This window comes from Bacillus sp. S3 (genome assembly GCF_005154805.1).
Classification (GTDB): Bacteria; Bacillota; Bacilli; order Bacillales; family Cytobacillaceae; genus Neobacillus.
In genome coordinates, this window is the sequence record NZ_CP039727.1 from 4,811,934 (window position 1) to 4,838,746 (window position 26,813).

General features: G+C 37.1%; 22 protein-coding genes and 5 pseudogenes. 10 read left to right on the plus strand and 17 right to left on the minus strand.

Annotated elements, in window-relative coordinates; translation table 11 throughout:
* Positions 1 to 1,359 (minus strand): MFS transporter, encoded by a 1,359-nt coding sequence (locus tag FAY30_RS23055; RefSeq protein WP_149872835.1) that lies wholly within the window; start codon positions 1,357 to 1,359, stop codon positions 1 to 3.
* 257 nt (positions 1,360 to 1,616) lie between these two features.
* Entirely contained in the window at positions 1,617 to 2,810 is a 1,194-nt protein-coding gene (norA, locus tag FAY30_RS23060; RefSeq protein ID WP_149872048.1) for a multidrug efflux MFS transporter NorA, read from the minus strand.
* 110 nt (positions 2,811 to 2,920) lie between these two features.
* Here norA and FAY30_RS23065 point away from each other — a divergent pair, with 110 nt between their 5' ends.
* Positions 2,921 to 3,757 carry a MerR family transcriptional regulator gene (locus FAY30_RS23065; RefSeq protein WP_149872049.1) on the plus strand — a complete coding sequence of 279 codons (837 nt, stop codon included), beginning with the start codon at positions 2,921 to 2,923 and terminating at the stop codon, positions 3,755 to 3,757.
* Positions 3,758 to 3,805: 48 nt separating this feature from the next.
* On the opposite strand, the gene FAY30_RS23070 is transcribed toward FAY30_RS23065, so the two are convergent.
* The 3 genes from FAY30_RS23070 to FAY30_RS23080 all read right to left on the minus strand — a co-directional run bounded on the left by FAY30_RS23070 (position 3,806) and on the right by FAY30_RS23080 (position 6,240).
* Positions 3,806 to 4,159 (minus strand): hypothetical protein, encoded by a 354-nt coding sequence (locus tag FAY30_RS23070; protein ID WP_149872050.1) that lies wholly within the window; start codon positions 4,157 to 4,159, stop codon positions 3,806 to 3,808.
* Between the two features lie 164 nt (positions 4,160 to 4,323).
* Positions 4,324 to 4,809 (minus strand): tetratricopeptide repeat protein, encoded by a 486-nt coding sequence (locus FAY30_RS23075; protein ID WP_149872051.1) that lies wholly within the window; start codon positions 4,807 to 4,809, stop codon positions 4,324 to 4,326.
* 27 nt (positions 4,810 to 4,836) lie between these two features.
* Complete coding sequence (locus FAY30_RS23080; RefSeq protein WP_190284736.1) at positions 4,837 to 6,240, minus strand: MocR-like pyridoxine biosynthesis transcription factor PdxR; 1,404 nt, start codon at positions 6,238 to 6,240, stop codon at positions 4,837 to 4,839.
* A 104-nt stretch (positions 6,241 to 6,344) separates the two neighbouring features.
* Between FAY30_RS23080 and pdxS the strand changes: the two genes are divergently transcribed.
* Both pdxS and pdxT read left to right on the plus strand, forming a co-directional pair.
* Positions 6,345 to 7,229, plus strand: a complete 885-nt coding sequence (gene pdxS / locus FAY30_RS23085; protein ID WP_149872052.1) for a pyridoxal 5'-phosphate synthase lyase subunit PdxS — start codon at positions 6,345 to 6,347, stop codon at positions 7,227 to 7,229.
* 1 nt (position 7,230) lies between these two features.
* Positions 7,231 to 7,821, plus strand: coding sequence for a pyridoxal 5'-phosphate synthase glutaminase subunit PdxT (gene pdxT, locus FAY30_RS23090; protein ID WP_149872837.1), 591 nt, complete (start codon positions 7,231 to 7,233; stop codon positions 7,819 to 7,821).
* A gap of 288 nt (positions 7,822 to 8,109) precedes the next feature.
* On the opposite strand, the gene FAY30_RS23095 is transcribed toward pdxT, so the two are convergent.
* On the minus strand, positions 8,110 to 8,457 hold the full coding sequence (locus FAY30_RS23095) for a VOC family protein (RefSeq protein ID WP_149872053.1): 348 nt from the start codon (positions 8,455 to 8,457) through the stop codon (positions 8,110 to 8,112).
* Between the two features lie 128 nt (positions 8,458 to 8,585).
* Positions 8,586 to 9,521, minus strand: coding sequence for a hypothetical protein (locus FAY30_RS23100; protein ID WP_149872054.1), 936 nt, complete (start codon positions 9,519 to 9,521; stop codon positions 8,586 to 8,588).
* 409 nt (positions 9,522 to 9,930) lie between these two features.
* On the opposite strand from FAY30_RS23100, the gene FAY30_RS23105 reads away from it, so the two are divergent.
* Complete coding sequence (locus FAY30_RS23105; protein ID WP_149872055.1) at positions 9,931 to 10,194, plus strand: hypothetical protein; 264 nt, start codon at positions 9,931 to 9,933, stop codon at positions 10,192 to 10,194.
* 353 nt (positions 10,195 to 10,547) lie between these two features.
* On the opposite strand, the gene FAY30_RS23115 is transcribed toward FAY30_RS23105, so the two are convergent.
* From FAY30_RS23115 to FAY30_RS23125, 3 genes are all read right to left on the minus strand, one after another.
* Positions 10,548 to 11,102 (minus strand): hypothetical protein, encoded by a 555-nt coding sequence (locus FAY30_RS23115; protein WP_223820827.1) that lies wholly within the window; start codon positions 11,100 to 11,102, stop codon positions 10,548 to 10,550.
* A 348-nt stretch (positions 11,103 to 11,450) separates the two neighbouring features.
* Positions 11,451 to 11,873 (minus strand): hypothetical protein, encoded by a 423-nt coding sequence (locus FAY30_RS23120; RefSeq protein WP_149872057.1) that lies wholly within the window; start codon positions 11,871 to 11,873, stop codon positions 11,451 to 11,453.
* A 262-nt stretch (positions 11,874 to 12,135) separates the two neighbouring features.
* Positions 12,136 to 12,573: a VOC family protein gene (locus FAY30_RS23125; RefSeq protein WP_149872058.1), complete on the minus strand. Its 438-nt coding sequence runs from the start codon at positions 12,571 to 12,573 to the stop codon at positions 12,136 to 12,138.
* Positions 12,574 to 12,943: 370 nt separating this feature from the next.
* On the opposite strand from FAY30_RS23125, the pseudogene FAY30_RS23130 reads away from it, so the two are divergent.
* Positions 12,944 to 13,087 (plus strand): annotated as a pseudogene (locus FAY30_RS23130) (tRNA-binding protein); the annotation flags it as partial.
* Positions 13,088 to 13,176: 89 nt separating this feature from the next.
* Here the strand turns inward: FAY30_RS23130 and FAY30_RS23135 are convergent.
* Entirely contained in the window at positions 13,177 to 13,707 is a 531-nt protein-coding gene (locus FAY30_RS23135; protein ID WP_190284737.1) for a hypothetical protein, read from the minus strand.
* Between the two features lie 212 nt (positions 13,708 to 13,919).
* Here FAY30_RS23135 and FAY30_RS23140 point away from each other — a divergent pair, with 212 nt between their 5' ends.
* The 3 genes and pseudogenes from FAY30_RS23140 (at position 13,920) to FAY30_RS23150 (ending at position 15,315) form a co-directional block, all read left to right on the plus strand.
* Positions 13,920 to 14,255 carry a hypothetical protein gene (locus tag FAY30_RS23140; RefSeq protein WP_190284738.1) on the plus strand — a complete coding sequence of 112 codons (336 nt, stop codon included), beginning with the start codon at positions 13,920 to 13,922 and terminating at the stop codon, positions 14,253 to 14,255.
* Between the two features lie 324 nt (positions 14,256 to 14,579).
* A pseudogene (locus FAY30_RS27640) lies at positions 14,580 to 14,759 on the plus strand (alpha/beta fold hydrolase); the annotation flags it as partial.
* A gap of 61 nt (positions 14,760 to 14,820) precedes the next feature.
* A complete protein-coding gene (locus FAY30_RS23150) occupies positions 14,821 to 15,315 on the plus strand; it encodes an undecaprenyl-diphosphatase (RefSeq protein WP_149872061.1) in 495 nt (164 codons plus the stop codon).
* Positions 15,316 to 15,470: 155 nt separating this feature from the next.
* Here FAY30_RS23150 and FAY30_RS23155 read toward each other — a convergent pair whose 3' ends face one another.
* The 3 genes and pseudogenes from FAY30_RS23155 to FAY30_RS23165 all read right to left on the minus strand — a co-directional run.
* Complete coding sequence (locus FAY30_RS23155; RefSeq protein WP_149872062.1) at positions 15,471 to 16,088, minus strand: NUDIX hydrolase; 618 nt, start codon at positions 16,086 to 16,088, stop codon at positions 15,471 to 15,473.
* 220 nt (positions 16,089 to 16,308) lie between these two features.
* The gene (locus FAY30_RS27645; RefSeq protein ID WP_223820828.1) at positions 16,309 to 16,698 is read right to left on the minus strand and encodes a DUF5661 family protein; all 390 of its coding nucleotides are present in this window, start codon (positions 16,696 to 16,698) and stop codon (positions 16,309 to 16,311) included.
* A gap of 291 nt (positions 16,699 to 16,989) precedes the next feature.
* Positions 16,990 to 17,169 (minus strand): annotated as a pseudogene (locus FAY30_RS23165) (DinB family protein); the annotation flags it as partial.
* Between the two features lie 1,476 nt (positions 17,170 to 18,645).
* Here FAY30_RS23165 and FAY30_RS23170 point away from each other — a divergent pair.
* Both FAY30_RS23170 and FAY30_RS23175 read left to right on the plus strand, forming a co-directional pair.
* Entirely contained in the window at positions 18,646 to 22,641 is a 3,996-nt protein-coding gene (locus FAY30_RS23170; RefSeq protein WP_190284739.1) for a discoidin domain-containing protein, read from the plus strand.
* 502 nt (positions 22,642 to 23,143) lie between these two features.
* Positions 23,144 to 24,349 (plus strand): IS256 family transposase, encoded by a 1,206-nt coding sequence (locus tag FAY30_RS23175; protein ID WP_149870129.1) that lies wholly within the window; start codon positions 23,144 to 23,146, stop codon positions 24,347 to 24,349.
* Positions 24,350 to 24,989: 640 nt separating this feature from the next.
* On the opposite strand, the gene FAY30_RS23180 is transcribed toward FAY30_RS23175, so the two are convergent.
* The 3 genes and pseudogenes from FAY30_RS23180 to FAY30_RS23190 form a co-directional block, all read right to left on the minus strand.
* The gene (locus tag FAY30_RS23180; protein ID WP_149872064.1) at positions 24,990 to 25,895 is read right to left on the minus strand and encodes a GNAT family N-acetyltransferase; all 906 of its coding nucleotides are present in this window, start codon (positions 25,893 to 25,895) and stop codon (positions 24,990 to 24,992) included.
* A gap of 150 nt (positions 25,896 to 26,045) precedes the next feature.
* Positions 26,046 to 26,129, minus strand: a pseudogene (locus FAY30_RS23185) (L-2-haloalkanoic acid dehalogenase); the annotation flags it as partial.
* A 165-nt stretch (positions 26,130 to 26,294) separates the two neighbouring features.
* Positions 26,295 to 26,606 (minus strand): annotated as a pseudogene (locus FAY30_RS23190) (zinc-binding dehydrogenase); the annotation flags it as partial.
* Between the last annotated feature and the right edge of the window lie 207 nt (positions 26,607 to 26,813).

Below are 26,813 nucleotides of genomic sequence, written 5' to 3' on the forward strand. Positions count from 1 at the left end.
TTAGCTGCCTTTACTCGCTTGGTTCCCTGAATTTTCAGTCATTTTAATTTTAGTAGACTTCCTCTGTTTGTCAATACCTGCCCAAATAACAATGGGAATAAGCACTAATGAAAACACCCCGCCAGCAATGGAAAGCACTGCATAACTAGAATGGGCGACAATCAATCCGGATAGGCCTCCTCCTATTGCCCCTGACAAAGCAATCCCAACATCTACAGAGCCCTGCGTCTTCGCTCGAGTGGAGGCGTGAGTTGCGTCTACGAGGATTGCTGTACCGCTAATTAAACCGAAATTCCAACCAAGGCCCAGTAAAACAAGTGACAGAACGAGTACGACCATCGAATCAGGAGGTCCTAATGCAGCTAGAATGCCAGAGGCAAGCAGCGTAACAGCAGAAGCAATGGCCATTGTAGCACGACCAATTTTATCAACAAGATGTCCTGTTATTAAAGAAGGTAAAAACATAGCTCCTATATGAAATCCAATCACAAGTCCTACTTCATTCAAATGATGTCCATGGTGTCCCATATGTATGGGTGTCATCGTCATAATGGCAGTCATAACAAATTGAGTTAGAACCATTACTGAAGCTCCAGCAAAAATACCTCGCTTGTTGATCCATAACGAATCGGAATGTTCCCCTAAAATTGAATCACCGGTTGATATTTTAGCATCTGATATTGCTTTAGCAACAATTAAAGGATCTGGCCTGAGAAAAATGCAGAGAATCAAACCAGCAACGATATAAGCTGCTGCAGCTAATAAAAATGGACCCGCTAAAGCTGGAATACCTATGGATATCGCAAACTCACCCATTACATCCACCAGGTTGGGACCTGCTACAGCTCCGAATGTGGTGGAAACCATGGCCATACTAACAGCTTTTGCCCTTTGTGCCCGGTTCGCCATGTCTGTTCCTGCGTAGCGTGCTTGTAAGTTTGTAGCTGATCCAGCCCCATAGACGAGCAGTGAAATAAATAATAGTAGAATGCTAGTTGTTAGTGCTGAAATGACTACTCCAATAGCACCGATCCCTCCAGCTAAAAACCCAAAAGCAAGTCCAGAACGCCGTCCATACGCTTGAGAAAGTCTTCCCACAAGCAGTGCAGCTCCTGCTGACCCTAAAGTAAATAGCGCCGAAGGCAATCCTGTTACACTATCTGTCCCTAACATGTCTTGAGCTAGAAGTGCCCCCACTGTTATTCCTGCGGCAAGTCCTGCTCCTCCAAAAATTTGGGATAAGACAACAACGAGTAATGTTCTCTTATATAGTTGTTTTTGTTTTTCTGGAGAACGAATGTAGACTTGTAACCAGGCCGGTTGAACGTCTAACTTTTTTACGCCATCTTGTATCAAAATGTATCCCACCTTTCTAGAAGCTTATCATCCAACAAGATTTCAAACATCTTAACATGAATAAAAATGCCATACAATATCATAATTGTATGGCAAACAATTTTTTGATTATTTCATAATCTATAATAAAATACCCTTGTTATAAACTTCTATTTCAAAAATACCATTTCAAAAGTAATTAATTTAGGCTGTTTAGTAAGTGTTTAAGGATCATTAATCCTTGCTCAAGCTCGTTATACAAGTTCATCTTGTGTTTTTTCTTAATTAACTGCACGAGCCTTCACTTCGTTTGAAGATGGATTTGTTTGCTTTTTCCAGACCAATGTAAGCACGATTCCCACAGATAGGATGACTGTCGCGAAGTAATAAGGGTAGTTAAGATCGATGTCAAATAACATCCCCCCTATAATGGGTCCGCTTATGTTCGCTAAACTTGTGAACATGGAGTTCATCCCGCCGACGAAACCTTGTTCGTTCCCCGCGATAGTTGAGAGGTAGGAAGTGATGGCCGGTCGGAACAAATCGAATCCTACAAAAACAATAAATGTAACGAGTAAAATAGAAAAATAGGAATGAACCACAGTCATTAAAAAGACAAGTACGGCTGATAATAGTAAACTATATTGAATCAGTTTAATTTCACCCCATATTCGAGTAAGCCTATCAAATAAGAGGACTTGTGCAACGGCTCCAAAAATTGCCCCACCAGTGATAACGATGGCGATATCGGATGGTTTAAATTGAAATTTATGGTCGACGAATAGACTAAAGAACGATTCAAAAGCGGCTAAACCAAATGAGGCGATAAAAATTAAAATAAACGCAAGGAAGTATTTGGGGCTAAAAATACGTTCGAAGCTGCTCTTACCATCCGAGACTTGTTCATGATGATCTTCATTACGATTTGGTTCAGATAATAAAATAAGCGAAAGGATCGCCGCAATGGTACCAAGTACTCCTGCAAAGAGGAATGGTACTCGTGTTCCAAATTCCGCTAAGAATCCACCAATACCAGGACCAATAATAAATCCTGTACTAATGGCAGCAGACATATACCCGAGTGCTTTCGGGCGAGTATCCAAATTGGTAATATCAGCAATAAAAGCGGTCACAGCTGGCATAATGAACGCAGCGCTAATACCACCCAAAATACGCGAAATAAATAGAACCTCTATTTCCTTGCCGATCCCAAATAAAAATTCTGAGAAACCGAAAATAAATAAACCAATGACAATCATAATCTTCCTGCCATATTTATCTGCCGCTTTCCCTGCAAATGGAGAAACAATCAATTGAGCAATGGCAAATGCCGCTGTTAAATACCCAATTGTCGTTCCCGTAATCCCTAATTCATTCATCAGCGTTGGTAAAACTGGAATGACAAGACCAATTCCCAAAAAGGCGATAAATAAATTCAATAATACTAAACCTAACATAACTTTATGTGTCTTCATCTTTTATATCTCCTTAAAAAAAACAATTAACGTATGTTGTTTTCATTTATTTACAATTTCTATCCTAGTGTATATAGTTACTATATACTCAAGGATGGAGCTTTAAAAAAATGAATAAAGAACATGGCAAATATTTAACAACTGGGGAATTCGCGAGGCTTTGTAAAGTAAACAAACAGACCCTCTTTTATTACGATCAAATTGGGCTTTTGTCTCCGGTATGGAAAAATGAAAAAGGGTACCGATATTATTCCATTCGCCAGATAGAGCTATTCTTTGTGATCGATTTATTAAAGGATCTTGGAATGTCGCTAAACGATATTCAACAATATATGCAAAATAAATCGCCTGAACGTTTTTTGTCATTAATGTACCAAAAAAAAGAAGAGATCGTGAAAATACGTCAGGAGATGGAAATGAAGGAAAAAATGATCGAGGCAAAAGTAGCCTTAATGGAGGAAGCGGCACAGCTTGATTTTCAGCAAATGACGCTTGAACAATTACCAGAAGTAACCCTTTATATAAGTAGAAATATTGAAAATGTAACGGATGACGAATTTGTAGAGGTCTTATCAGACTTTATTAATGAACTGAACGTATCACAACTTGATACAGGATATCCAATAGGTGTGATATCGAAACGAGAGCACGTATTAAAGGGAGAATTCACGAATTACAGCTATTTATATATTGAGCAGCCGCATCCAAAGGAAGGGTATCCCTATTTTAAAAGTGTGAAGGGTGATTTTCTCATTGGATATCATTTAGGGGATGAGAAAACGATCCATAAAACATATAAGCGCCTTTTTTCAGAAATGGATCGATTACATTTAGCCTTAGGTGATTATGTTTTTGAAGAGTATATTTACGACACCGTTGTCATGAATCATAAGGAACACTACGTGACCAAAATTATGATACAAGTTGATCAATCACCAGTTGATTAATAAAATCTGAACTGGATTGCACGTTTCCTGATGGCGAATGAGAAATAGTTACTGTATTGGATTAATCACTTCAAGGCATTTTCCATTATACGCGTCTATTCGAATGGTAGGTTCTTTTCCATCTTTCGTTTTCAGTGTCACACTCAACTCGCGTTGATTAGTGATTTGATTAAAATAACCTCTTTTTTTATCAATAGACAACTTCTCTAGTGTTATGTCGGAATAATTAAGATCCACGGGTTTAATTCCTAATTTTTTGGGTGGAATATTCAAACACAAAAATGCATAACCAGTGGCTTTATCTGTTGTCAGTATTGGCTTTTGGTATGCATATACAGACCAAATGATAAGAAAAATTAAAATGCGGATAACTTCCTTCTTCCAGTTTGCAGCCTTTAACACGTTTCGCTCACCCTATCTACTATCAGATAAAAATATAATTCGACATCCCCTCCAAAAGTCCTGCCTTATTACACATCCTGCGCCAATAGTTGCATACGAAAAAGGCTGCATATATAGCAGCCAGATTTTTAAGCATATAGTCATAAGTTCCGATTTTCAAAAAGCTAATTCCAAATCTCATCCAATTTATCCGAATAGAACTCAATTGCTTTTTTATATCGTAAGATTTCATCATCGGTAGTTGTATCTATTAAGCATGTAAGTAACCATTCCATCGCTTGGCTATGTTCGTTCAAATTATACAATGTCATCGCATAGAATGTCTGAATAGCCCTGTTGGTTGGAAAGGATTCAATCCCCTTCAGAAATATGCTTTTGGACTTTTCATAGTCTCCTAATGTTCGATAGGTGCTCCCTAATCCTAATAAGGCTCCTTCCAATTCATTTGAAGACAATCCTAATTTGATTGCTTTCTCATAAAAGGGTACGGCTTTCGATTCTTCTCCCAATACATCGAAACTCCACGCACATTGATAGTTAATTGACGCATGATCGGGGAACTCCTCGACCAGTTTAATAAGTAATTCGCTCGATTCTTCATGGTGTCCCCTCTGCCGTAAATCAATCGCCTTCTTTAATTGCATTTCCACCATTTTTATCTCCATCGCCTCACATTGTCATTTTGTTCTTGAAATACCCCAACATTTCATTAATTGGTGAATGCCTTTTTCAATTTGATCGAATGGAATACCACCAAAGCCAAATAGAAAAGTTGGATATTGATAAGCAATTGGCCGTAATAGATAATCGCTTACCGGATAGATAGCAATATTGTTATCTGCTGCAATCTGTTTTAACTGATCTTCACCTTTTGACAGGGGGACAGAAATTAAAATGTGCATTCCGGCTTGGTCGCCAGTGATGATTACATCAGGATAATGCGTTTCGAATATTTGAGTTAATTTTTCATGTTTTTTACGATAAATTTTCCGCATTCGGTTTAAGTGTTTGGAAAAATATCCATCTCTCATAAAGTTAGCTAATATATGCTGATCAAATCTAGGTACAGTTGCTGAGTAAAAACTGAAAGTCTCTTGATATTTTTGCAGTAAGGGTATCGGTAATATAAAATAAGCTACTCGTAATGATGGCATTAATGATTTGGAAAAAGTACTCATATAAATGACTTTATTGTTTTGATCTAATCCTTGTAATGCAGGAATCGGTTTTCCGATATAACGAAACTCACTATCGTAATCGTCTTCAATGATGTAGCGATTTTCACCTTTTGCTGCCCAATTTAACAGATGCGTTCTTCTTGTTGCCGATAGAACCGCACCCGTAGGGAATTGGTGAGAGGGTGTGATGTAAACAACATTGGCATTTGTCTGTTCAAGTTCATCCACCACTAAGCCATCTTCATCTACCCGAATGGGAATGGCTCTATTTTGCAATTGTATTTTTGGGATGGCTGAATATCCGGGATTTTCAAGGGCAAATTTTGATTCATTTTCAAGTAATCTTAGAATCAGGGGAAGTAATTGTTCCGTTCCCGAACCAATGACAATTTGTTCTGGTTTACATACAATCCCCCTTGATTGATAAAGATATTTTGAAATTTCCTCTCTCAAGGCAAATTCTCCTTGATGGTCTCCAATTTGTAACAACTCTTTTGAACTATGATCAAATAAATTTTTTGCATATTTTCTCCAAAGGGAAAATGGGAATGAGTCCGTATCGATTTTTCCTGGATGAAAGTCAAATTGATAGTTTTCTTTCTTGGCTGCCTCTACATGAATGTTTAAACGTCCTTTTTCAATATAGGGTAAATCATCGATCTCTTCTACAAAGAATCCAATCCGAGGTTTAGATGCCACATATCCTTCTGCAATCAGTTGGGCATAAGCCAATTCAATGGTTGTTTGACTGATATTTAAAAATTCAGCTAGAATTTTTTTTGATGGTAATTTGGTTCCAACTTCAATTTGTTTCTGGATAATAGCATCTTTAATACCGGTATAAAGCTGTTCATATAATGGCATTGTATTACTTTTATCCAATTTAAACATAAGCATATCCACCTTTAATCCCCCCTGCTGACCATATGAATTTTTTAAAAATTGAACCTTTTCATAATGTTAATTTCTATTATACTAATAATCATAAATGTTTGGAGGTTCTTTATATGAAAAAAGTAGGTACAGAAACAGTAAAACGCGGAATGGCAGAAATGCAAAAAGGCGGCGTCATTATGGACGTCATTAATGCCGAACAAGCAAAAATTGCAGAGGCTGCAGGTGCAGTTGCGGTTATGGCTTTAGAGCGAGTGCCATCAGACATCCGGGCAGCTGGCGGAGTAGCCCGTATGGCAGATCCTCGTATAGTAGAGGAAGTAATGAATGCTGTAACGATTCCAGTAATGGCAAAAGCACGTATTGGCCACATTGTAGAAGCACGTGTATTAGAATCAATGGGTGTCGATTACATTGATGAAAGTGAAGTATTAACACCTGCAGATGAAGAATTCCATTTATTAAAAAGTGAATACACCGTACCTTTTGTTTGCGGCTGCCGCGATTTAGGGGAAGCTGCACGCCGTATTGGAGAAGGAGCATCCATGTTACGAACAAAAGGGGAACCGGGAACCGGTAATATTGTAGAAGCGGTTCGTCATATTCGTAAAGTGAATGCACAAGTAAGACGTGTTGTCAGTATGAGTACAGATGAATTAATGACAGAGGCAAAAGTTTTAGGCGCACCATTTGAATTATTAGTAGAAATCAAAAAATTAGGCCGCTTACCAGTTGTAAACTTTGCTGCTGGCGGTGTGGCAACACCCCCTGATGCTGCTTTAATGATGGAACTTGGCGCAGATGGTGTATTTGTTGGATCAGGAATTTTCAAATCTGATAACCCAGAGAAATTCGCACGTGCAATTGTAGAGGCAACAACACACTATCAAGACTATAAACTGATTGCTGAAATTTCTAAAGAATTGGGTACACCTATGAAGGGTATTGAAATTGCAACGCTACATGCAAGTGAACGTATGCAGGATCGTGGCTGGTAATATGCTTAAAATCGGTATATTGGCATTACAAGGTGCAGTCAGAGAGCATAGTAGACAAATTGAAGAACTTGGTTGTGAGGCAATCCCCGTTAAATCGGTTGAAGATCTAAAAGGAATAAATGGTCTGATATTACCTGGAGGCGAAAGCACGACAATAAGTAAACTGCTGGACCGTTACGACTTACTAGAACCTATTCGCGCTTTGGCAGACAAAGGAATTCCTATGTTCGGAACATGTGCAGGCCTGATTTTATTAGCAAAAAATATCGTTGGCCAAGCTTCGCCGCATCTAGGATTAATGGATGTAGTTGTTGAACGGAATTCATTTGGACGCCAAGTAGATAGTTTTGAAGCAGACCTATCCGTTCGAGGAGAAGGCGGAGATTTTCCTGCTGTTTTTATCCGGGCACCGCATATCGTCGCTGCAGGTGAAAATGTTGAAATTCTAGCAAAATATGAAGAACGCATTGTTTTAGCTCGGGAGGGTCAATTTTTAGGTTGTTCCTTTCATCCAGAGTTAACAGAAGATAGTAGAATTATGAAGTATTTTATTGAAATGGTGCAAGAGAGCACAAAGTTTCTATCTCATTAGTTTATAAAAATATAAAGCGCCCACAAATGCTGTTGACCAGCGTTTGTGGGCGTTTTATTCAAATTTGTCTTTCGAGAGTAAGATGTATTTTGATTAGGAAAGGTTCCATTTTTTAAACATAAGGGTCTGTTAGTATTCACTTGTGATTTTCGTGTAGGTATGGAATTGATAGTAAAATGGCTCAGTATGGTGAACTGAGCCATTTTACATTTAATTGCAAAAACAGTTATAAAAGGCAGTACAAATTCAGCTGCATTTTTGAGTTTTTGCGATAGGAAACGGAATCCGTTATTTCTCCCATAGTTCAATTAGTCTGCCTTCGGGATCTTTAATCCAAATAAACTGACCAAAATCACTACTCTCTTTTTCCTTTGCAAGAGGTACACCCATTTGTTCAAGATGCTGAATTGTCTCGTTTAGATCATAAACTTGGAAATTTAACATCACTTGCTGTTCTGTTGGGAAATAAGGGTCATCTTCAGTAAAGAAAGAAAAGACAGTTTCATTTTCTGAATCGGATTTAATAATAGTCCCATTCCACTTATCAATTTCCAGCTTCAGCACTTCACTGTACCATTTTTTTATCGCATCTAGATTTTTAGTCCTCCAAAAGATTCCGCCGAAACCTTTTATCATCATACTAAACTCCCTCACTTTTCTAATTACTATTTTTTAAATTAAATTAGTAATTCAAGAAAAAAATATAAATACCTTCATCACCCAACCTTTTAGGTGAAAAAAGAACTTTCATTTAATGATCACGCTTAGTTTTTCAGACATTTGTTAGGATCAATTCTGATGGAATCCCAGTTTCCTTCAGAATCCTTTTTAAATTGAGAAATTAATACATCTGTATCATTTGTTAATTGATAAAAGATAAACCGATAATCGGCTCCGTCCGTACCAATAAAATCAATGGTTTTGACGTAACCATCTTGTTTAGTAGGCAGCTGTTTTTTTATTAATTTGCACCATTCACCATACATAATACCAACGACTGCTTCCGCATCATGCTGCCAAAGATGATAGGGGGCACATAGGAAGTCCTCTCCGTACAATTTCATCTGGTCAATTTTATATAGATTTTGAACTTTTTTTAATTGGACATAGCCGTAATAATAAGCAAAATAGGTGACACCTTTTAATGAACCTTCGATGCTTTCCAGCTCAATGAAATAAGGAACAATGCCTTTTTCATCAGGAAGTCTGTTCATCTTAATTAAATTTAGATGTCCAATTCCAGCAAACGATTGAAGATATTCATTATAGGAAACCCTTTTGTGATAGTCGTTAGTAAAAAAGTTATAAGCAATTGGATAGGGCAACTTTGCCATCCCCACCGTTCCGCACCCACCCAACTGGTTTTGAGTGAGGTTTTCTGCCTCTCTTAAAATACTAAAGTAGTTTAAAACAGTTTCATCAGGAGTCCGAGATAATGTTGCAGGTAGTTTAATTTCTTTGTAGTTTTTTTCATAATAGGGAGCAAAAAATTGGCTGTTCTTGATAAGGGTATTTTTAATTGGGAGGCGGGAAGGACGAAAGTATTTTTCGGCATCTCTGGAACTTATTAACGAAGTTTGGTTTCGTTCAACTGGTTGCCCAAATGTTTGTGGTTCGTATTGAGCTCCCAAAACGAGAGTCAATTTTTTTCTGAGATCATGATTGAACGTCCGATTTATCCATTTTCTAAAGTAATTCAATTAGACTCCCCCTTCAAGAATATACTGTTTTACCTTATTCACTTTTCCTGAAGATTATTAATCCTGGACGGTCAACAGGTGTGTAGTAACCAAATTTTAAATAGTCCACTAAGTATTTCTTTTTACCAATTTGTATAGCAATTTCATTGCCGGTTTTTAATCCTAGATTTTTAGCATAATAATGTTTATCTATTCCTTTTTACTCTTATAATAAGCTAACGGGCAACCAATAATTATACAAATAAGTCCACCTTTTCATGATTGACATTTTTTGTTTTTTTCTTGAACCAACCTGAATCCAATATGCTTGAAGCTACACCATTCTATCACCTATAAAAAGCCCTAGAATGATACTGTTTAACAATAGGATTAAAGGGTATAAACATATCGACAAGGAGGATGAGATATTATGCTAAATAAGATTGTTGGCACATTAGCCATAGGTGGAGCTGCTTACCTGTTGAGGAATAAGGAATCTCGCACTAAAGTCATAAATCAAATAAAAAGCATTGCCTCTTCAGAAAACATTGATAAAATAAAGGACCAAATCCGGTCACTGTCCGACCAAAGCTCAAAAGAGAATTCTGACCAGTCGAAGTTAGTAGAGTCTATGTCAGACCCGGCATTACCAGATTACGCAACAACAGCAGGGGCTCAAGCGGGAAGGCTCTAATGTGAGATCCACCAATGTTCAAGTCTAAAAAGGAATCAGTTGAATGGCTGTTTCCTTTTTTTGTTTTGGAATAGAAACAGAGCTGCTATTATTGCCGCAGCAATCCACTCTTTAGTCAAATGCTCTTATATACAGACTCATCCTATCAGGTGAATTTTCTTCATTTTCATTTCCTCTAGTAATTCAATTAATCAGCTGGCTCTATTAAAATGGTTAATTCAAATAAGCTCTTATCAAGCATTAAAGTCACATCATCTTCTTTTCCACTGTAGAGGTGATATCGTATCGTATATTGGGGTAACTTAAAGATTCTCAATTATTCTTACATTGTTAAGGGGGTAGTAAAACAGAAGTTATTTCTTATACATATCGGTCCATAAAACTCTGTACAAAAGTGCAATCTCGGCTTCTTCCATACCCGTGGGCAGTTCCCCATTTTCGCTTCCAACAGAACGCAGTCCGTTTTTAGTAGTGCCTAGCCACGCCGCTAAATAAACAGGTTTATTTTTCTCTAAAGTAACTTTTTCGTCTACTAGCTTACTAAAAGAAACCGAGAACATTTTCATGTTAGTTGGGTAAATCGCTGTATTAACCCCAGAAGGTGTACCAGCTGTCAGTTTTAAAGAATAGTCTTCGTCCTGAATGTTGCTAATTCCAAAAGAAATGAGGCTGTCTTTAAATGTTGCTTTCGGTTCATTCGAAGTGGATAGCAACGCTTCTTTAAATTTTCCGTTTTCATATTTCTCAATGGCAAATTGTAAATCATCTTCTTTCTTCAATTCGCCTTCCAACTTAAAAAATTCAATATCCTCTACACCTGTTTTACTTATGAGCAAGCTTTCTTTTTCAGTCATGTTATATGGCACAACAGTTATCTTCCCATATGATGACGCTTTTTCTTTTCCCACACCTGAACACCCTGTTAACAACAAGGTGAAAATTATAAAAAAGCAACAGATTTTAATGTATCGCATTATTTAAATCCCCCAATTAATCAATAAAAACAATAGGAGCAGTCATACTCGTGTGTAAAAAACTCAGAACCATTATGTAGCAATAAAAAATCCTTTTCCTTATTTCCATAAACGTTTGGAAGTGACTTTATTATTATCATTTTCTAAAAGATGAAATTTGACTTGCTCTATCTATGCCTGACCATCTGGCATCCCCAATCCTACACATGCCGTTTTAACATCAATCAGTCCAACTGTTCTCCATCCAATTCCCATTCCGCTTGCCCTTTCATTATTAAAGCTTTATTCCTCATGATCTGTACGTAGAGGTGAAGCATATAGATTAATAAATAATATGTAAACAGGATACAGAATGACAGACCCATAAATCAGAAGGCTAAATCTCGGAAAAAGTGTGACTCCTGCATTAATAGGAAAGACAACAGGGAAAAAAGAGAAAAAAAGAATAAAATAAGGTGCCCACAAAAGGTATGACAAATAGCTGTATTTTCTACCTATAGTCCATTTTTTTGTTAAGCAAATGAAGAAAATGGTCGAAAGTAGAAGTCCAATAACATTAATAACAGCAATGACAAAGTAAACATTATCCCATTCCCAGCCAGTTAACGTACTAATATGAGATACATTTACTATGAGTTCGATTGCAATATACAACGCTATAGCGTATAAGGCACTAATAGTATTTAACTTTATTAAAAACTTCATCATAAACCTCCTAAATTAAGAAACAGCAGCACCTCTGAGTTCAGTTCTTTATTCAATTATAATCATTTTTAAAGTAAACTGCCCCTTTCGTACATCAAAAAACGGATTGCCACAGCAATCATTCCTGAATCTGCGAACGCCGTTAGTTGTATAATAAAAAGCTGCCAATGAAGGCAGCCGGATCTTCCAGTATCGCACCCTTTTGTTTAAGAAAAAATCTTTAAAGTTGGAGATTGAAATCATTTAAAGTCCCATTCCATATTTATCTGATTTTCTCCGCCAACTCTAAAATAATTCCCTCTGGACCACGAACGTAGCATAACTTATAACTTTCTTCATATTGCTGTATCTCGCTAAAGATTTCCGTGCCCTTCTTTTTCAATTTTGCAACAATGGCTTCAATATCTTCCACAGCAAAGCAAATATGTCGGATACCCAGCGTATTTGCAAAAGGTTGCTGAACACCTTTTTCATCTGACGGCGTATGAAATTTGACTAGCTCTATCCATGCCTGACCATCTGGCATCCCCAATCCTACACATGCCGTTTTAACACCATTAAGCCCAACAATTCTGTCCAGCTGTTCTCCATCCAATTCCCATTCCGCTTGCACTTCAAGTCCTAAATCAAGAAAAAACGCTTTAGCCGCTGAAAGATCATTTACGTTTATACTCACATGATCTATCCTATTGATCTTCATATCTCATACCTCCTATTTTCCTGTTATTTTCAATTGCCCTCTTTCGCTCTATTTTGACTAATCCCTTCACCAAATGTTCCCTATAAGGCGAATGATCATTTTTGGTATAAACATTAAGATATTCCAAACCACTTCAAATATGAACTCAATTAGGGTATCTTTAAAAAAACCGTCTCTATTTCTTTTTTTATTTTTCATCTCATAACTCCCAATTACTCAATCTTTGTTTAACTATTCGGCTTTATTCATCAAACATTTAATTAAGGTTTTCATCAGAATAAAGCCTATAATTTTCATAATTACCAATGTATAGTTACAATCATATCATGATTAGGACTCCGGCCTTTTATTTATTGATGACTAATAAGGTATAGTCGCAGTTGTAAACTTCCCAACTCGTCGAATTGTTGGATTCAAATCAGAGGTATTAGTTATTGGAGGTGTAACAGAAGAGGGTGATGAAGTTCTTTTAAAACTAGATGAGCCTGTTAAAAATGGTACACCGATTGCCTAAGTATGGATCGTCATACGACGGTCTTTTGTTATTTGCATCATCAAAAAAAGAACCGGTTCGGTCCTTTTTGTCCTTGCTGGTTAAATTGTTCAATTACCCGCTCTTAACATATCCGTCAGGCCATTGTCAGTCACGTATTGAAATCCATCTATTTTCCCTTCATCCTTTGTAGAAAAACGGACATCCCCTTCTACATTAGCAGTTTTTTCTTCTTCACCATTTTTCTGGCAACCGACCTCTGCTATGAAGCTATAACGATTTGAAGTATTCTCACTTTGCTCAATCGTGATATTCTTAAGACTCAGCTTATAGCCACTATCGTAAGCATATGTTGGGTATTGAGTGGCAAATGCAGCTATGAAGGAATCGAGCCCAGATTCTGTAAAGTAAGGTCCGTATACCTTTGCATAATACGTACTTAATTCTTGGATTTCTTCTTTATTAATTAGCTCGATAAACTCCTCATCTGGACCAGTAAACTGATGCTCAAGAACCTTTTTAATTGCTGTCTTATGCTGATCTTCCTCTTCTTTTTGAGAGCACGCAGCTAGTAAGAACCCTGACATGATTAACAGTAAACAAATAAAAAAGGATGTTACTTGGTGATTATTTTTAAACATAACTCCACTCCCTTCTTTATATGTCATACGTTTGAAATTATGGAAGGTTTCAACAATTGGGTGTTTTTTTACCATATAAATTGCTTGTTTAAAATCCTTTCTTAATATTGTTGTTGTACAACTAACCCGAAATCAAAATGTAATTATTCTGTCACCTCAATACAGTTGATGTTAAGAATATGAAAGTATAAACTTTACTTACTATTTGAGGAGTGATTAAGCTGAAAACAGTAACTGTGGATCAACTACAATTCAAGAAAAAATTATCTATGATTGAACAATTTACACTCAAAGATTTCCTATTTAAATGGGTTGGTAGACCAACAGAAGGATTAGATGATGTTCTGCCACTTGAGTACATCGAAAGTGTCTTTCCGAGGATGGAGGCAAAAAAGGAAACAACCTTCCTTATTAATGGGGATGAACATTTTAGATATGCGACAATAACAGAAGAAAATCAAATTGTTATAGGTGTTTTAGATTCGAATAAAGAGTTAAAGCATAGAATCATTTCTCTGGATGAGGTTTTAATAGGTAAGCACTTGTAAAGTGCTTACCTATTACCTTTTTCTCTGCCCAATTTGTATACTTCCCCATAAAGTTTTTTACTTAATTCTTCAGTTTAATTATTACTTCGATAACAAATCCCCCGCCAGATCTGATTAAACCTTTCCAATATAGATTCTCCCTATTATAAAGAATTTCCTTTTTTTAAGTAACCTGTGACGTTAGTTCAATTAGAAAAGGTTGCCAGGAATTTTAGTTTTAAAAAGGCTGGGAAGTGAAGAAATAGCTTTTTTTGTATGATTCAACAAAATGAACCAAATAATAAATGAGAGCAAATCAAAGTATTATTAATTTGAGGTGATATAATGCCAATCCTCGAAGTTGATGAGAGTACCCTTTACTACACTGTTAAAGGTAAAGGGATTCCAATCATAGTTATTCATCCGCCCGTTCTATCTTCTATAAATTTCATATACCAGTTAGAAGGACTATCACGTTATTTTCAGGTTATCACCTTTGATATACGAGGACATGGAAGGCAAAAAAATTGAATCAAGTTATTTATCACCTTATCCAAAACCTTCCAAAAAATAGAGGTGAATAAGCTTGGATGTTAAACTATTTCGCTTAATAAATTTGCTTTCCGGACGTCATTTAGTAATAGATAAATTAATGATACTTATTTCCCAAAAGATGAAATTTGTTTTCTTTATTATTTTAGTGATTTTGCTTTTTAAAAAAAAGAATGTAACTATTGAAGCAGTCGTGTCTATCATAATTTCGTTATTCTTGCATTTTATCATTAAGTCATTTTATTTTAAGCCCCGTCCATTTAAAGCAGGGAGAGTAGGTATACTTATCCCTTCTAAATTCGATTCGTCCTTTCCAAGTAAACATACACTACTAACTTTCGCCGTTTCTACAACAGTCCTCTTTCATCAACGCATCCTTGGATTTATTATGTTGGGGTTTTCTTTTTTAACGGGATTGTCACGAATTTGGGTAGGACATCATTATCCATCTGATATTGCAGGAAGTGCTGTATTAGGCTCTTTAACAAGTGCGATTATTAATAAAATATTACAAAGAAAACAGCAATGAAAACTCTAAGGGATTGCACTAACGTGCAGGATAGTTCAATAAGAAATGATATAATTTCTAAACAAAAGCGCCAGACGGGTGCTGAGTGTAAGAAAGGATTATTGCGGCGATCCTTTTTTCTTAGTTGAAGAACGGAGAGTTTTAAAATTGGACTATCAATCAAAAAAGACAGGTTCTTGTGGATTATGCAAATGTTTAAAAGCCAATTTAATTTGTGATTCCGTATTTCTGGCAATAGATAATGATGGTAATACGTTTTCAGCAAAAAACTGAACAGCACTCGTTTCAATACCTTCTTTTGGCTGCCCACCAATGATTTCACATTGGATAAATATTTTGTATACGTGATATGCGGAAGGTGGATGTGGATGGCATTTCTTGTCCAGTACAGCAATCAATTTTTTTGCTTCAACATCAAACCCTGATTCTTCTTTTACTTCCTTTACCGCAACTTCCCTTGGAGTTAATCCGATATCCCCCCAACCTCCGGGTAACGACCAACCTCCATCATGATTTTCTCTCACCATTAATATTTTATTATCTCTGAATACTACAGCCCTAATATCAACTTTTGGCGTTGCATACCCAGTTTCATTTGCAAAAAGTTCTTTTATAACTTTTTGGTCTATATTTGTATGCTGCGTCAATATTTCAACACTTATATTTCTTATTAATTCAAATCTTTCCAAGTCATATACATCTTTAGAATAAGTTAATCCTCCCTGTGCAATGGATTGAAGCTGTTTTGCCCATTCTAGCCATTTAGTTTCCAAACCGTTCACCACCGCCTATCGATTTTTACCTAATTTTACCTTAACTTAATCGAAAACTAAACTAATACTTCTTCACCTAACCTGCCCGTTCGCTGAAAAAGAAAAGGAGCTGCTGAACAGCCCCTGTTATTTTAGTAATGTCCCCGATAGTTTTAGTACAATTTTTTACAAACTTGCTTACAAATTAGAGCTATTCAAATAATTTAAGCATTGTAATAAATCATTTTTTCCAATAGGCTTTTGCTTCTTCCTCAAGCACCTTTAATCTTTTGTAGTAATCAGGAAACTCGTTAAGATGAGCTAGGGCAATTTTCCCCGTTATAATAGGATCATCACCAGTTACATTTGTTTGGCTGGATATTTTTCCATGTTCAAGCTCGGTGTTTACTCCTATCCAAAACTCATCTAAATCAAACTTACTTTTATTAAAATCAATGCCTAAAAGTAAAGCGATTGCTGCTGCTTCCTCTTTAGAAAAGGATTTATCCCTGGTTGCAGAACAATTATTTCTATACCTGTTTGGACTTCCTGTGGTTGGATATGGATATCGCGTACCATAGTTATAACCGTTAGTAACGTGGTTCAAATACCAATTATTATAGTAGGACAAAACACATCACTCCTAAACGTAGATATCACACTATACGTTATTTCCCTATTTATGAGCTTGTCTCCTAAAAGTTAAACAAATATCGTATTTAACAATTGAACTTGGCTTATTAAACTAACCTGCCAATTAGCACAAAAAAATAAGCTGCCTCAATGACAGCTCTGATCTAAACTCTTGAACCCGATTGTATTCGAGAGAAAATTACAATCCTGTAATTAACCATTTTAGTCAAATTAGAACAGTCCTGGATAACAGTCCTGTTCATATTACTTAATGCTCAATAATTGTAATTTACATTTTAGGGGCTTCCATACCTTTCATAGCCCATTCCTCTTTAGATGGACCATAAAGCCCCGGGACTGTTAAACCTGCTTGACGCATAAGAATTGTCATTTGTCCTCGATGGTGAATTTGATGTTGAATTAAGAAGAATAAAATCTCCCCCTTTGACATTTTTTGCCCAAACATATCCTGTTCTTCTCTAAGACTGATGTCCGTCCCAAATTAGCAGTTACATCTCTTTACCTATTCAATTCTCATTACCTTTTTTCCTTTATTTTACTAACCTGCCCGTTACTTGAATAAGAAAAAAGCGACCTTCTGCCTACGATAAAGATAAATTCGGTAAGAAAAAAGAGGTGTTGCTTTTGAAAGATTTGGGAATGTCTATTTCTTATAGAGGATATTTTTAATAGACGAAGTACAAAAAAGCAAGAATATTGTCGAATAATATATTCGTTAAGCAAAAAGTCTGATCACACTTTATAAACAAGACATCGAGGTAATAAAGACCCCATAAAAGAAGTAAAAAATTAACTATCTTACAAACCAATACGATTTTTTTATCAACCTTCAACTTACACATATATATAGGTTATTGATAATCAAAATACTAAATTTAAAATTTTCGAGGTGCGAATATGTCATTTATTCTTAAAGGTAAACTGTTAGAGAAGAAAAAAAGGAAGGAAATTCTTGTTCGTAGATTGTATTTGCTGTTACAACAAAACAGAAAATTGAAGACTTATGGAGAAGAATCTTAGATTACAATTATCTTGGGCTACATATTCCTCATGTACAAACAAAGCAACGCATCGAATAAGCGTTGCTTTGTCAAATTCTTGCACCTGTTAGTTAAAGTACATTTTTTCACAAACTCTTTTTACAGTTCTACTCTCTGATAAAATTTACCGCTAATATATTTCATCATCATTTCGTTAACCAAGAAATCAATAAAAATAATACCGAAGAAATCAACCCATAAACAACCATCTTTATGTTTTGAATGCCATCTAATAATTCTATTCCACAAATACCTAGAAACACAATAGAAGCACAACTAAACCACATTCTGATGTGTAGTGAGAATGGAGAATGTACTTGGTCGTGTTGTTTATTTACAACGAAACCCATAAGATAGAGAACTATTGAAATACCAAAAAGCCAATAAAACATATTCTCACCTCATATTTAACAATAACATAATTTTTACCTGTATTCTTTTCGTTATTCCACTAACCTGCCCTTTACTTGAAGAAGAAAAAGGCATTGTGAAAAATCTACCCCTACTCCTAAATGGTATGGCATTTGAGTTTTCCAGTTTACTGCAGTATTACCATTGATCTGCATTTATCTGGATTCCACGACACTGTATATTCAGTTGCCCGACAAAATTGAAACTAACATAAATAAAAATAACGGCAATTATCTTCACTGAATATTTTGAAGAATAGGAATTTCAGCCCATCAATTTTCATTTGATTAATGGTACACTAGATCTGATAGTTCAAATGTATCACATGTTACTGTTGCGAACAGGCATGGTGGTAAGTAAAAGGATTGCACATCCTTTTATTTTCCCCATGCCTTTTTATTTTTCAAGGAGGTGAAATAGGTTCAACTGTATTACTGCTATATAAGAAAATTATTTATGAGGAGGATATCGTTTTGAAAAGTTTGTCACGAAGTTTATTTGGAAAATCGATTAGTGTGCTGCTTACTATTCTATTAATTCTACCATCGTTTTTGACAGGACTTTCGCTGGAAGCTAAAGCGGGCACGGAACCAATCTACACGTCATCAGGATCTGAAACCGCAGCATTTGGTCCGGAAAAAGCTTTTGACGGACATTATAATCGGTTTACGAGTAAGGATTCCAGATGGGCTAGCACAGTAGGATTGGCCTCAAAGGAACATCCTAAATGGCTTCAAGTGGAGTATCCCGAAGCAAAAACAATTCAAGGATTTAAAATTCATTGGGAAAGAAAAAATGTCAATACATACTCCATCCAGGTGTCCAATGATGGTGTAAACTTTAAAAATGTGTATCATTCTACGGATAATAAAAATCAATGGATAGAAACCATTAAACTGTCTAATGCCGAAACAGCTAAAATAGTTAGATTAGTCATCACGGATTTTGTATCGAATTCACCGAGTGTTGAAAAAGATGTGGATTGGGCAACTGTCTCCGTGTATGAGTTTGAGGTTTTAGAAAGCTTAGAGCCAGTTGTGGTTGAAACTGATAATGTGGCGATTGGGAAAACTGCAACCGCTTCAAATACGGAAGCGGGAACTCGCTTTGTCGCTGGTAATACTGTAGATGGTGACTACAATACACGTTGGTCCACCGATAAAGCTAACAATGTTCCAAGAACATTAACCATTGACCTCAAAGCCCTGACGCAACTTCAGGCAGTCATCATTGATTGGGAGCGAACAAATATTATTGCCTTCAACATGACTTATTCAGAGGATGGAACGCAATATTTTCCATTCTATCGACAGACACAAAAGTCCGACATTCAACGCCAAACACTAAACATTCCAAGCCCCGCGAATGCCAGATTTTTAAAACTAGAAATTACCCAATATGATGGCGGCACCATAAACTGGCCGAATATTGGCATCAGTGAAGTGGAAGTGTACTCCACTTGGAATAACGAAGCACCATCAGAAATCACTTCTCTTGAACAAATCACCTCCCTAACGGTAAATGAAGAAACAAGAACACTCAACATTCCAAAAGCGGCAAATGGGGAAATTGCGGTTGTGGGAAGCAACGCTTTACCTGTTATTGACTTGGAAGGAAACGTATTTACTCCATTAACAGATAAAAGTGTGAAAGTAACCCTGAAATTAACAAAGAAAGATACTAAAACCGAGTCAAAGGAATTTACTGTTTCTGTAGATGGAGTGTATAACGATGAAGGAAAAAATAAAAAGCCAATCGTCATCCCAGCGCTTCAAGAATGGTATGGTTTGGAGGGGACAAAATCAGTTGATCATTCAACTGCATTAGTGGTACAAGAACCTGCTTTCCAAAAGGCAGCAGAAGTTTTTCAACAGGATTTAATCGACATAGAGGGACTTAAACTATCGATGGGAACAAGAGACACCAATGCGATTATTTTCAAAAAGGATACAGAAGGTGTATACGGTGAAGAAGGCTATGGAATTGAAATTCAGAATAACAATATTGTCGTGACGGCGGAGGAGTATACCGGGGCTTTCTATGCAACCAGGACCCTGCTCCAACTCTTGAAACAAAGCGATTCGAATGCGATCCCAAATGGATTAATTCGCGATTATCCGAAGTATAAAATCCGTGGGTTCATGTTGGATGTTGGTCGTAAATTTACAGATCTTGATTATCTTTATGAGTATGTCAAGAATATGAGCTACTACAAATTGAATGACTTCCAAGTTCATTTAAATGACAATGAATTAGAAATGCATTTATATAACTCAATCGAAGATGCCATTGAAAATGCTCATGCCGGTTTCAGATTGGAGTCCAATATCGTTGGACAAAATGGGGTTCCGTTAACCTCACAAGATGGTTATTATACAAAGCAGGAATTTAATCAATTCATTTCCGATGCCGAGAATTATGGAGTGGATATTGTTCCCGAGTTTGATACACCGGGACACGCCTTGTCTATGGTAAAGGTAAGGCCCGATCTTTACTATAAAGGTCAAATTCTGAACGGCAAACCACCTGAAGAAGCGGCAGCCATGCTTGATTTATCCCATCCGGATACCTTGCCGTTTATTAAATCCATCTATAATGAGTACTTGGATGGTGAAAATCCAGTATTTAAAAACGTTCCTATCCATATTGGAAGTGATGAGTATTATGGAGGAGCAGAAGCCTATCGTGCCTATGTCGATAATATGTTGAAATTCGTTCGTGACGATAAACAGCGTACTGTACGCCTGTGGGGAAGCCTTTCGAATAAAAGCGGCGCTACACCAGTTACGTCTAAAGATGTACAATTGCAGGTTTGGAATACAGGCTGGGCTAATCCGGGGCAAATGCTCAATCAAGGATACGATATCATTAACATTGATGACGGCCAAGTTTATATGGTGCCAAGAGCAGGTTACTATAGGGATCGCTTGAATCCGCAAACCATTTACAATAGCTATCAGCCAAATAGGTTCTCCAATGGGACAGTTGTCAACGAATCGAACCCGCAATTCTTGGGAGGTATGTTCGCTTTATGGAATGACAAGGTTGGCAAACTTGAAAACGGAATTACTCCATATGATATGTTTGACCGCGTGTTTGAGGCAATACCGGCGATTGCACAAAAGAATTGGGGAAGCGATACGACAAATGTTACTTACGCAAACTTCAATGAGGCAGCGAAGAAGACAGGGTATGCTCCGAATACGAATCCAAAATTTGATGTGAAAACAGTTGATTCAACTGTTATCGATTATGATTTTACTAAAGGGAACAAGGACAATAGTAAAAATGGCTATGACATTGTAGAAAAAGATAATGCAAGTTTAATAGATGGACTGGGCCTACAATTACATGGCGGTAAGAGCTATGCGAAAACGGGTTTATCCAATCTAGGACCTAATGCTGTTCTGAATGTCACTTTGACATTGAAGGATAATAACGGCCCACAAATCTTGGCAGAAGAAAGCCATGCCGGACCGAATAAAACACATGCCACCATTTATGCCGTAAATAAAGATGGCTATGTAGGTTACGATTATGCAAACCGCTCCTATTCCTTCGATTACAAGTTAGTGAGTGGTAAAAGAACAACGCTCACATTTATAACAGAATTGGAGAAAACAAGATTATTTGTGAATGGTGAGGAAATACCACTAACACCAGAAACAAGCATGCCTTTCAATACGCTAGTTTTACCGCTTGAACGAATTGGCAGTGCAACGGATTCGGTTCGTGGGATCATTTCTTCCTTTCATGTAGAAAAAGGAAAATATGTGGACCCAACAAGAATCGACCCTAAAACAATGAAAATCACCGCCACAAGTGAAGAAACAGCCCAGGGAGACACGACTGCGGAAGGGCCGATTAAGCTTGCGTTTGATGGGAATGTAAACACTTTTTGGCACTCTAAATGGAGCAAAAATCCGCCGCTTCCATATGAAGTAAACATGGAGCTTGCTGAAGAAACTGAACTGGGCAAATTTGTCTATACACCTAGACAAAGCGGTGACAACGGACGTATAGTAAAATATCGTCTACAGGTCAGTACCGACGGGGAAACCTATGAAGATGCAGCTTCTGGAACTTGGAGCAACACCCCGACCGTTCGAACCATTGATTTAAACGGAGTGAAAGCAAAATTTGTCCGCTTTATTATTGAAGATGGTGTTGGCGGATTTGCAAGTGCAGCCGAAATCTCATTGCATTCTAAATCCCAAGCCCCTAAAGTGACGATAGACGGGTTAGATGAAGAACTAAAAATAGCCTATAATCTAGGGCTAATCACCAACAAAGGTATTCTTAACAGCCTTCTTGCCAAGGTTGACCAGATTCAAAAAGCTTCTGGAGACGAAAAACAAATCCAAAACGGCGTGAAAGCCTTGGTAAACGAAATTCAGGCTCAATCTGGCAAGCATCTTGACAAAACCTACGCTGCCCAATTGCTCGAGATCATTGCTGAATTAAAGTGATGGTGGAGAGCGTTTAAAGTACTGAATGAAAGACATTTTTTATGATTTCTGGAGCAGAGGTGTCCTTCATCTGGGTAATGAAGGACACTTCGTATATTTTCGACACGGTTCCTAACGGGATTTTTATATTATATGAAACTATCCCAACATATAGGTACACTACGCGGTCACTACTGGATAATGGTGGAAAGTAGTGATAAGGAACACACCGGAAAGATTTCCACCTTTATTTCTAATTAAAAATGCAAAAAATGCATCCAATACTACTTGTTGGATGCATTTTGTTTGGGATTTTTTTCTGTAATGCATCCTATACCCCTCATTGGATGCATTTTTGTTTGGGATTTTTCCCCGAAATGCATCCTATACTCCATATTGGATGCATTCCGTCAAAGACTTTTTTCTGTAATGCATCCTATACACCTCATTGGATGCATTTCGTTGAGAACGTCTAAAATTTTGTGTAAATGGTTATACTTGCCAACTAAGGAGATGATCATTTATGCAAAATTTTGGGGATATGACGATTAAGGAATTGGCTAGCCAATGTGAAACCGTGGATGATATTCAAGCCATGATTAAGGGCCTCTTTAAGGAAACTCTACAACAGGTTTTTGAAGCTGAAATCGAGAATCACCTCGGATATGCAAAAAATGACGTAAGAGGGAATAACTCGGGAAATAGTCGCAACGGGTTTAAATCGAAGACGATTAAATCCAAGTTTGGTGAGACTAAATTAAGCATCCCAAGGGATCGTAATGGAACATATGAACCTCAAATTATTAAAAATTACGAAACCTCAATCAATGGTTTAGAGGATCAAATTATTGCTCTTTATTCCAAAGGAGTGTCAACGAGGGACATCGAAGCACATATGAAGGATATTTACGGTATTGACGTTTCACCAAGCTTGGTGAGTAAGGTGACTGATAAAGTTTTACCCATGGTTGTTGAATGGCAGACCCGTCTACTAGACCCTGTTTATCCGATTGTGTTTTTAGATGCCATCCATTTCAAGGTGAAACATGAAAATAGGATCATCAGTAAAGCTGCTTACACGGTATTAGGCATCAATTCGGAAGGTGTTAAGGACATTCTTGGCATTTGGATTGGCGAAAACGAGAGTGCAAGTTTTTGGTTGAATGTGTGCCAGGAGTTAAAAAGTCGTGGTGTCCAGGACATCTTAATTGCCTGTAAGGACGGGCTTTCTGGCTTCTCTGAGGCAATCAACGCGGCCTATCCAAAGACCACTATTCAGTCGTGTGTTATTCATGAATTACGTAATAATGTTAAGTATGTTCCAAATAAAGACCGTAAGGCCGTTATGGATGATTTAAAGAAAGTCTATAAGGCTGTTACTCTTGAAAAGGCTGAAATTGCCTTTGACGAATTTAAGGGGACATGGGGCAAAAAATACCCTGCTGTTGTGAAATCTTGGGAGGCTAATTGGCTCGAACTTACTGCCTTCTTCTCGTACCCTGTAGAGATTAGGAAACTAATCTATACCACGAACACGATAGAAGCCTTCCATAGACAATTGAGAAAAGTCACGAAAACCAAGACCGCTTATCCTACCGACAATGCACTCAAAAAGATTGTATATCTGGCTACAGTGGGTGTTACGGATAAATGGACTAATCCTATTCCGGGTTGGATAGAATGTAGACAACAGTTTGAGATTATGTTTGAAGGGCGGCTTGGGAAGTAATTCTGTAAGTTACCCTTTATAGAGTTAGGGCTACGCCCTAAGGGTTTATCGCTTTTGTTCTCCCAAAAGGAAAAAGAGAGGAAAATTCCCCTCTCCTTTTGTACAGAACCCTATTAGGTGCTCGGGTTGCTCCCCAGCATTGCCCTATCCCCCTAGTAGGTAAGAACATTGTAATGTCAGTATAGTCTAAAATAAGGTAATTCAACCATTTACACAAAATAATTTACATTCCCATTTCGTTCAGGATTTTCCCCCGAAATGCATCCTATACACCCTATTGCATGCATTTCGTTCAGGATTTTCCCCCGAAATGCATCCTATACACCCTATTGTATGCATTTCGTTCAGGATTTTCCCCTGAAATGCATCCTATACACCTCATTGCATGAATTTCGTTCAGGATTTTTCCCCAAAATGCATCCTATACACCCTATTGGATGCATTCCGTCAAAGATTTTTTTCTGTAATGCATCCTATATAAACTTCAACACCAATAGGATACTTAAAGTGTAACAGTGGCACCCACCAAAATGGATGGTCTACTTCCGATTAACTCTCTTAATTCCTTTATGTATCAAGTCATTATTCCCCCCTGTATATTTTATTAGATTATTCCAGCAATTTTTTCTACTAATTGGACTCACGATAATTCAATTAAGTTATACGTGTAACAAATTACACCCTCTACTTGGATAAAACTTTCGCTAAGATACAAAGCCAATGCCCCTTCATTATCAGTATTCACACATAGTATCGTCTGATCATATCCTTTATCTTTTGCCATTTGAAGTGCCGCCCGGAGAAGACACCTTCCCAGTCCCTTTCCTTGATAATCAGGGTCAATAGCAACCGGCCCAATGTTCATAATTGGCTTTCCCTCGTAAGTATCATTTGCCCCTTTAATCACACCTATTGGATGATCAAAGTGATAGAGGAGGAGCATACCCCCATCAATATAATCTTTGTCCAAGACCATTTTAGATACCATATCTGGGGTAATCGGCGTTTCGCTTCCCTTTAAGGTCGCAAAGCTTTTGTTTCGTACTGAACACCAAATCTCCTCATCAAGCCCTGGCCTAAAAGGTCTGATCTGACACCCCTCCGGAAGCTGATAGGACGGTGTCATTTTTTCTTGCCTGACGAGCACGTACGTATAGCGCTCAATTTGAAACCCTAACTCTTCAACTCTACTAACCAGCTGGTTATTTGTGAAAGGTACAAACATAAACACATGATCAATACCTTCCAAATGCGGTTTGAGTGCGTTCCAAAGAAGCAGGTATATTTCCCGGCTATCAACTTCTGAATGGAAGATGCGAAACCGTCCCTTTCTCCCCCTTCGATGGTAATCATCAATAATCAAAGAGACACCGGCAAGGACTTCATTGGCTGGACTATACACTAGATAAGTAGGGTTTTCCGAACTGAACTTAAAATGTTCCAAGTCCTGGTCATAAAGAAAAGAATCATCTACCTCATTTCGATGCTTTAAACAATAGGCAACAAAATCATTAATATTTACCTCATCAAGGCTCTTAAGTTGCACAATCTTATCTCCTTTTCAACAACAAAGAATAATTCCAAGGCTTTCTAGGATTCGCCCATTGAAACTGCAAATTCGCTCATTGAACATCATAATCCGCTCATAGACGGGTTAGGCCGTTAGATTAATAATTTTTGAAGCACTCAAAAAAAGAAATTGGTGATCAATAAATTTCTTTACTGATTCGTCTCTATTTAACAACGCTCCATCTAAATCAAATAGGACAGCCTTAATCAAGATGTAGCCCTCTTCCCGAATACATTTTTTACTATTAACTCATATATTCTCCAATTATTACTATTATCCTTTTCAGCTAACCTTCCCGTTAGCACAACAAGAAAAATGACCGCCCCAGCGATCACTTCTATAACTCTTGCACCCTCTAGTTCAATAAGGTTTTACTTAATAGCTTGTTAAAAATACTTTTCCTTTAGTTATTTTAGAAGATTCAACAGCATCAATAGCCTCTTTTATGTTAGATAAGTCGTACTGTGAATCAACCATCATCAAACGTAATTTTTTATCCTCTATTAGCGTTATTAAACGATTTAAAGTTTCTTGCCATTTGCTGGTTGAGACATTTTTGTTCCAATTCCTTAAATGAAACATATTGGCATTCACTTTTGCTGTATTTATAATATCCACCCAGTTTACTTGTATTCCTGATAAAAGTCCGATAGTTAAAAAATCTCCATTTGGATGTACACAAAAACTTTTAAGTATAAAACTTCGGTAAAGAAATCCGATGGGAATATCCCCCTCTAAGTGGTAATAAATCAGATATGTTTGGATTTTGAAAAAAACGACTGGATGACAGCATGAACTATAACTCTAGGTAACCAACCCAATCGAGCTTTTGCACAATTTGGCCGAACTGCGACAATATTATTTTTTCAGTATAATTCCATGCTTGTCCATATC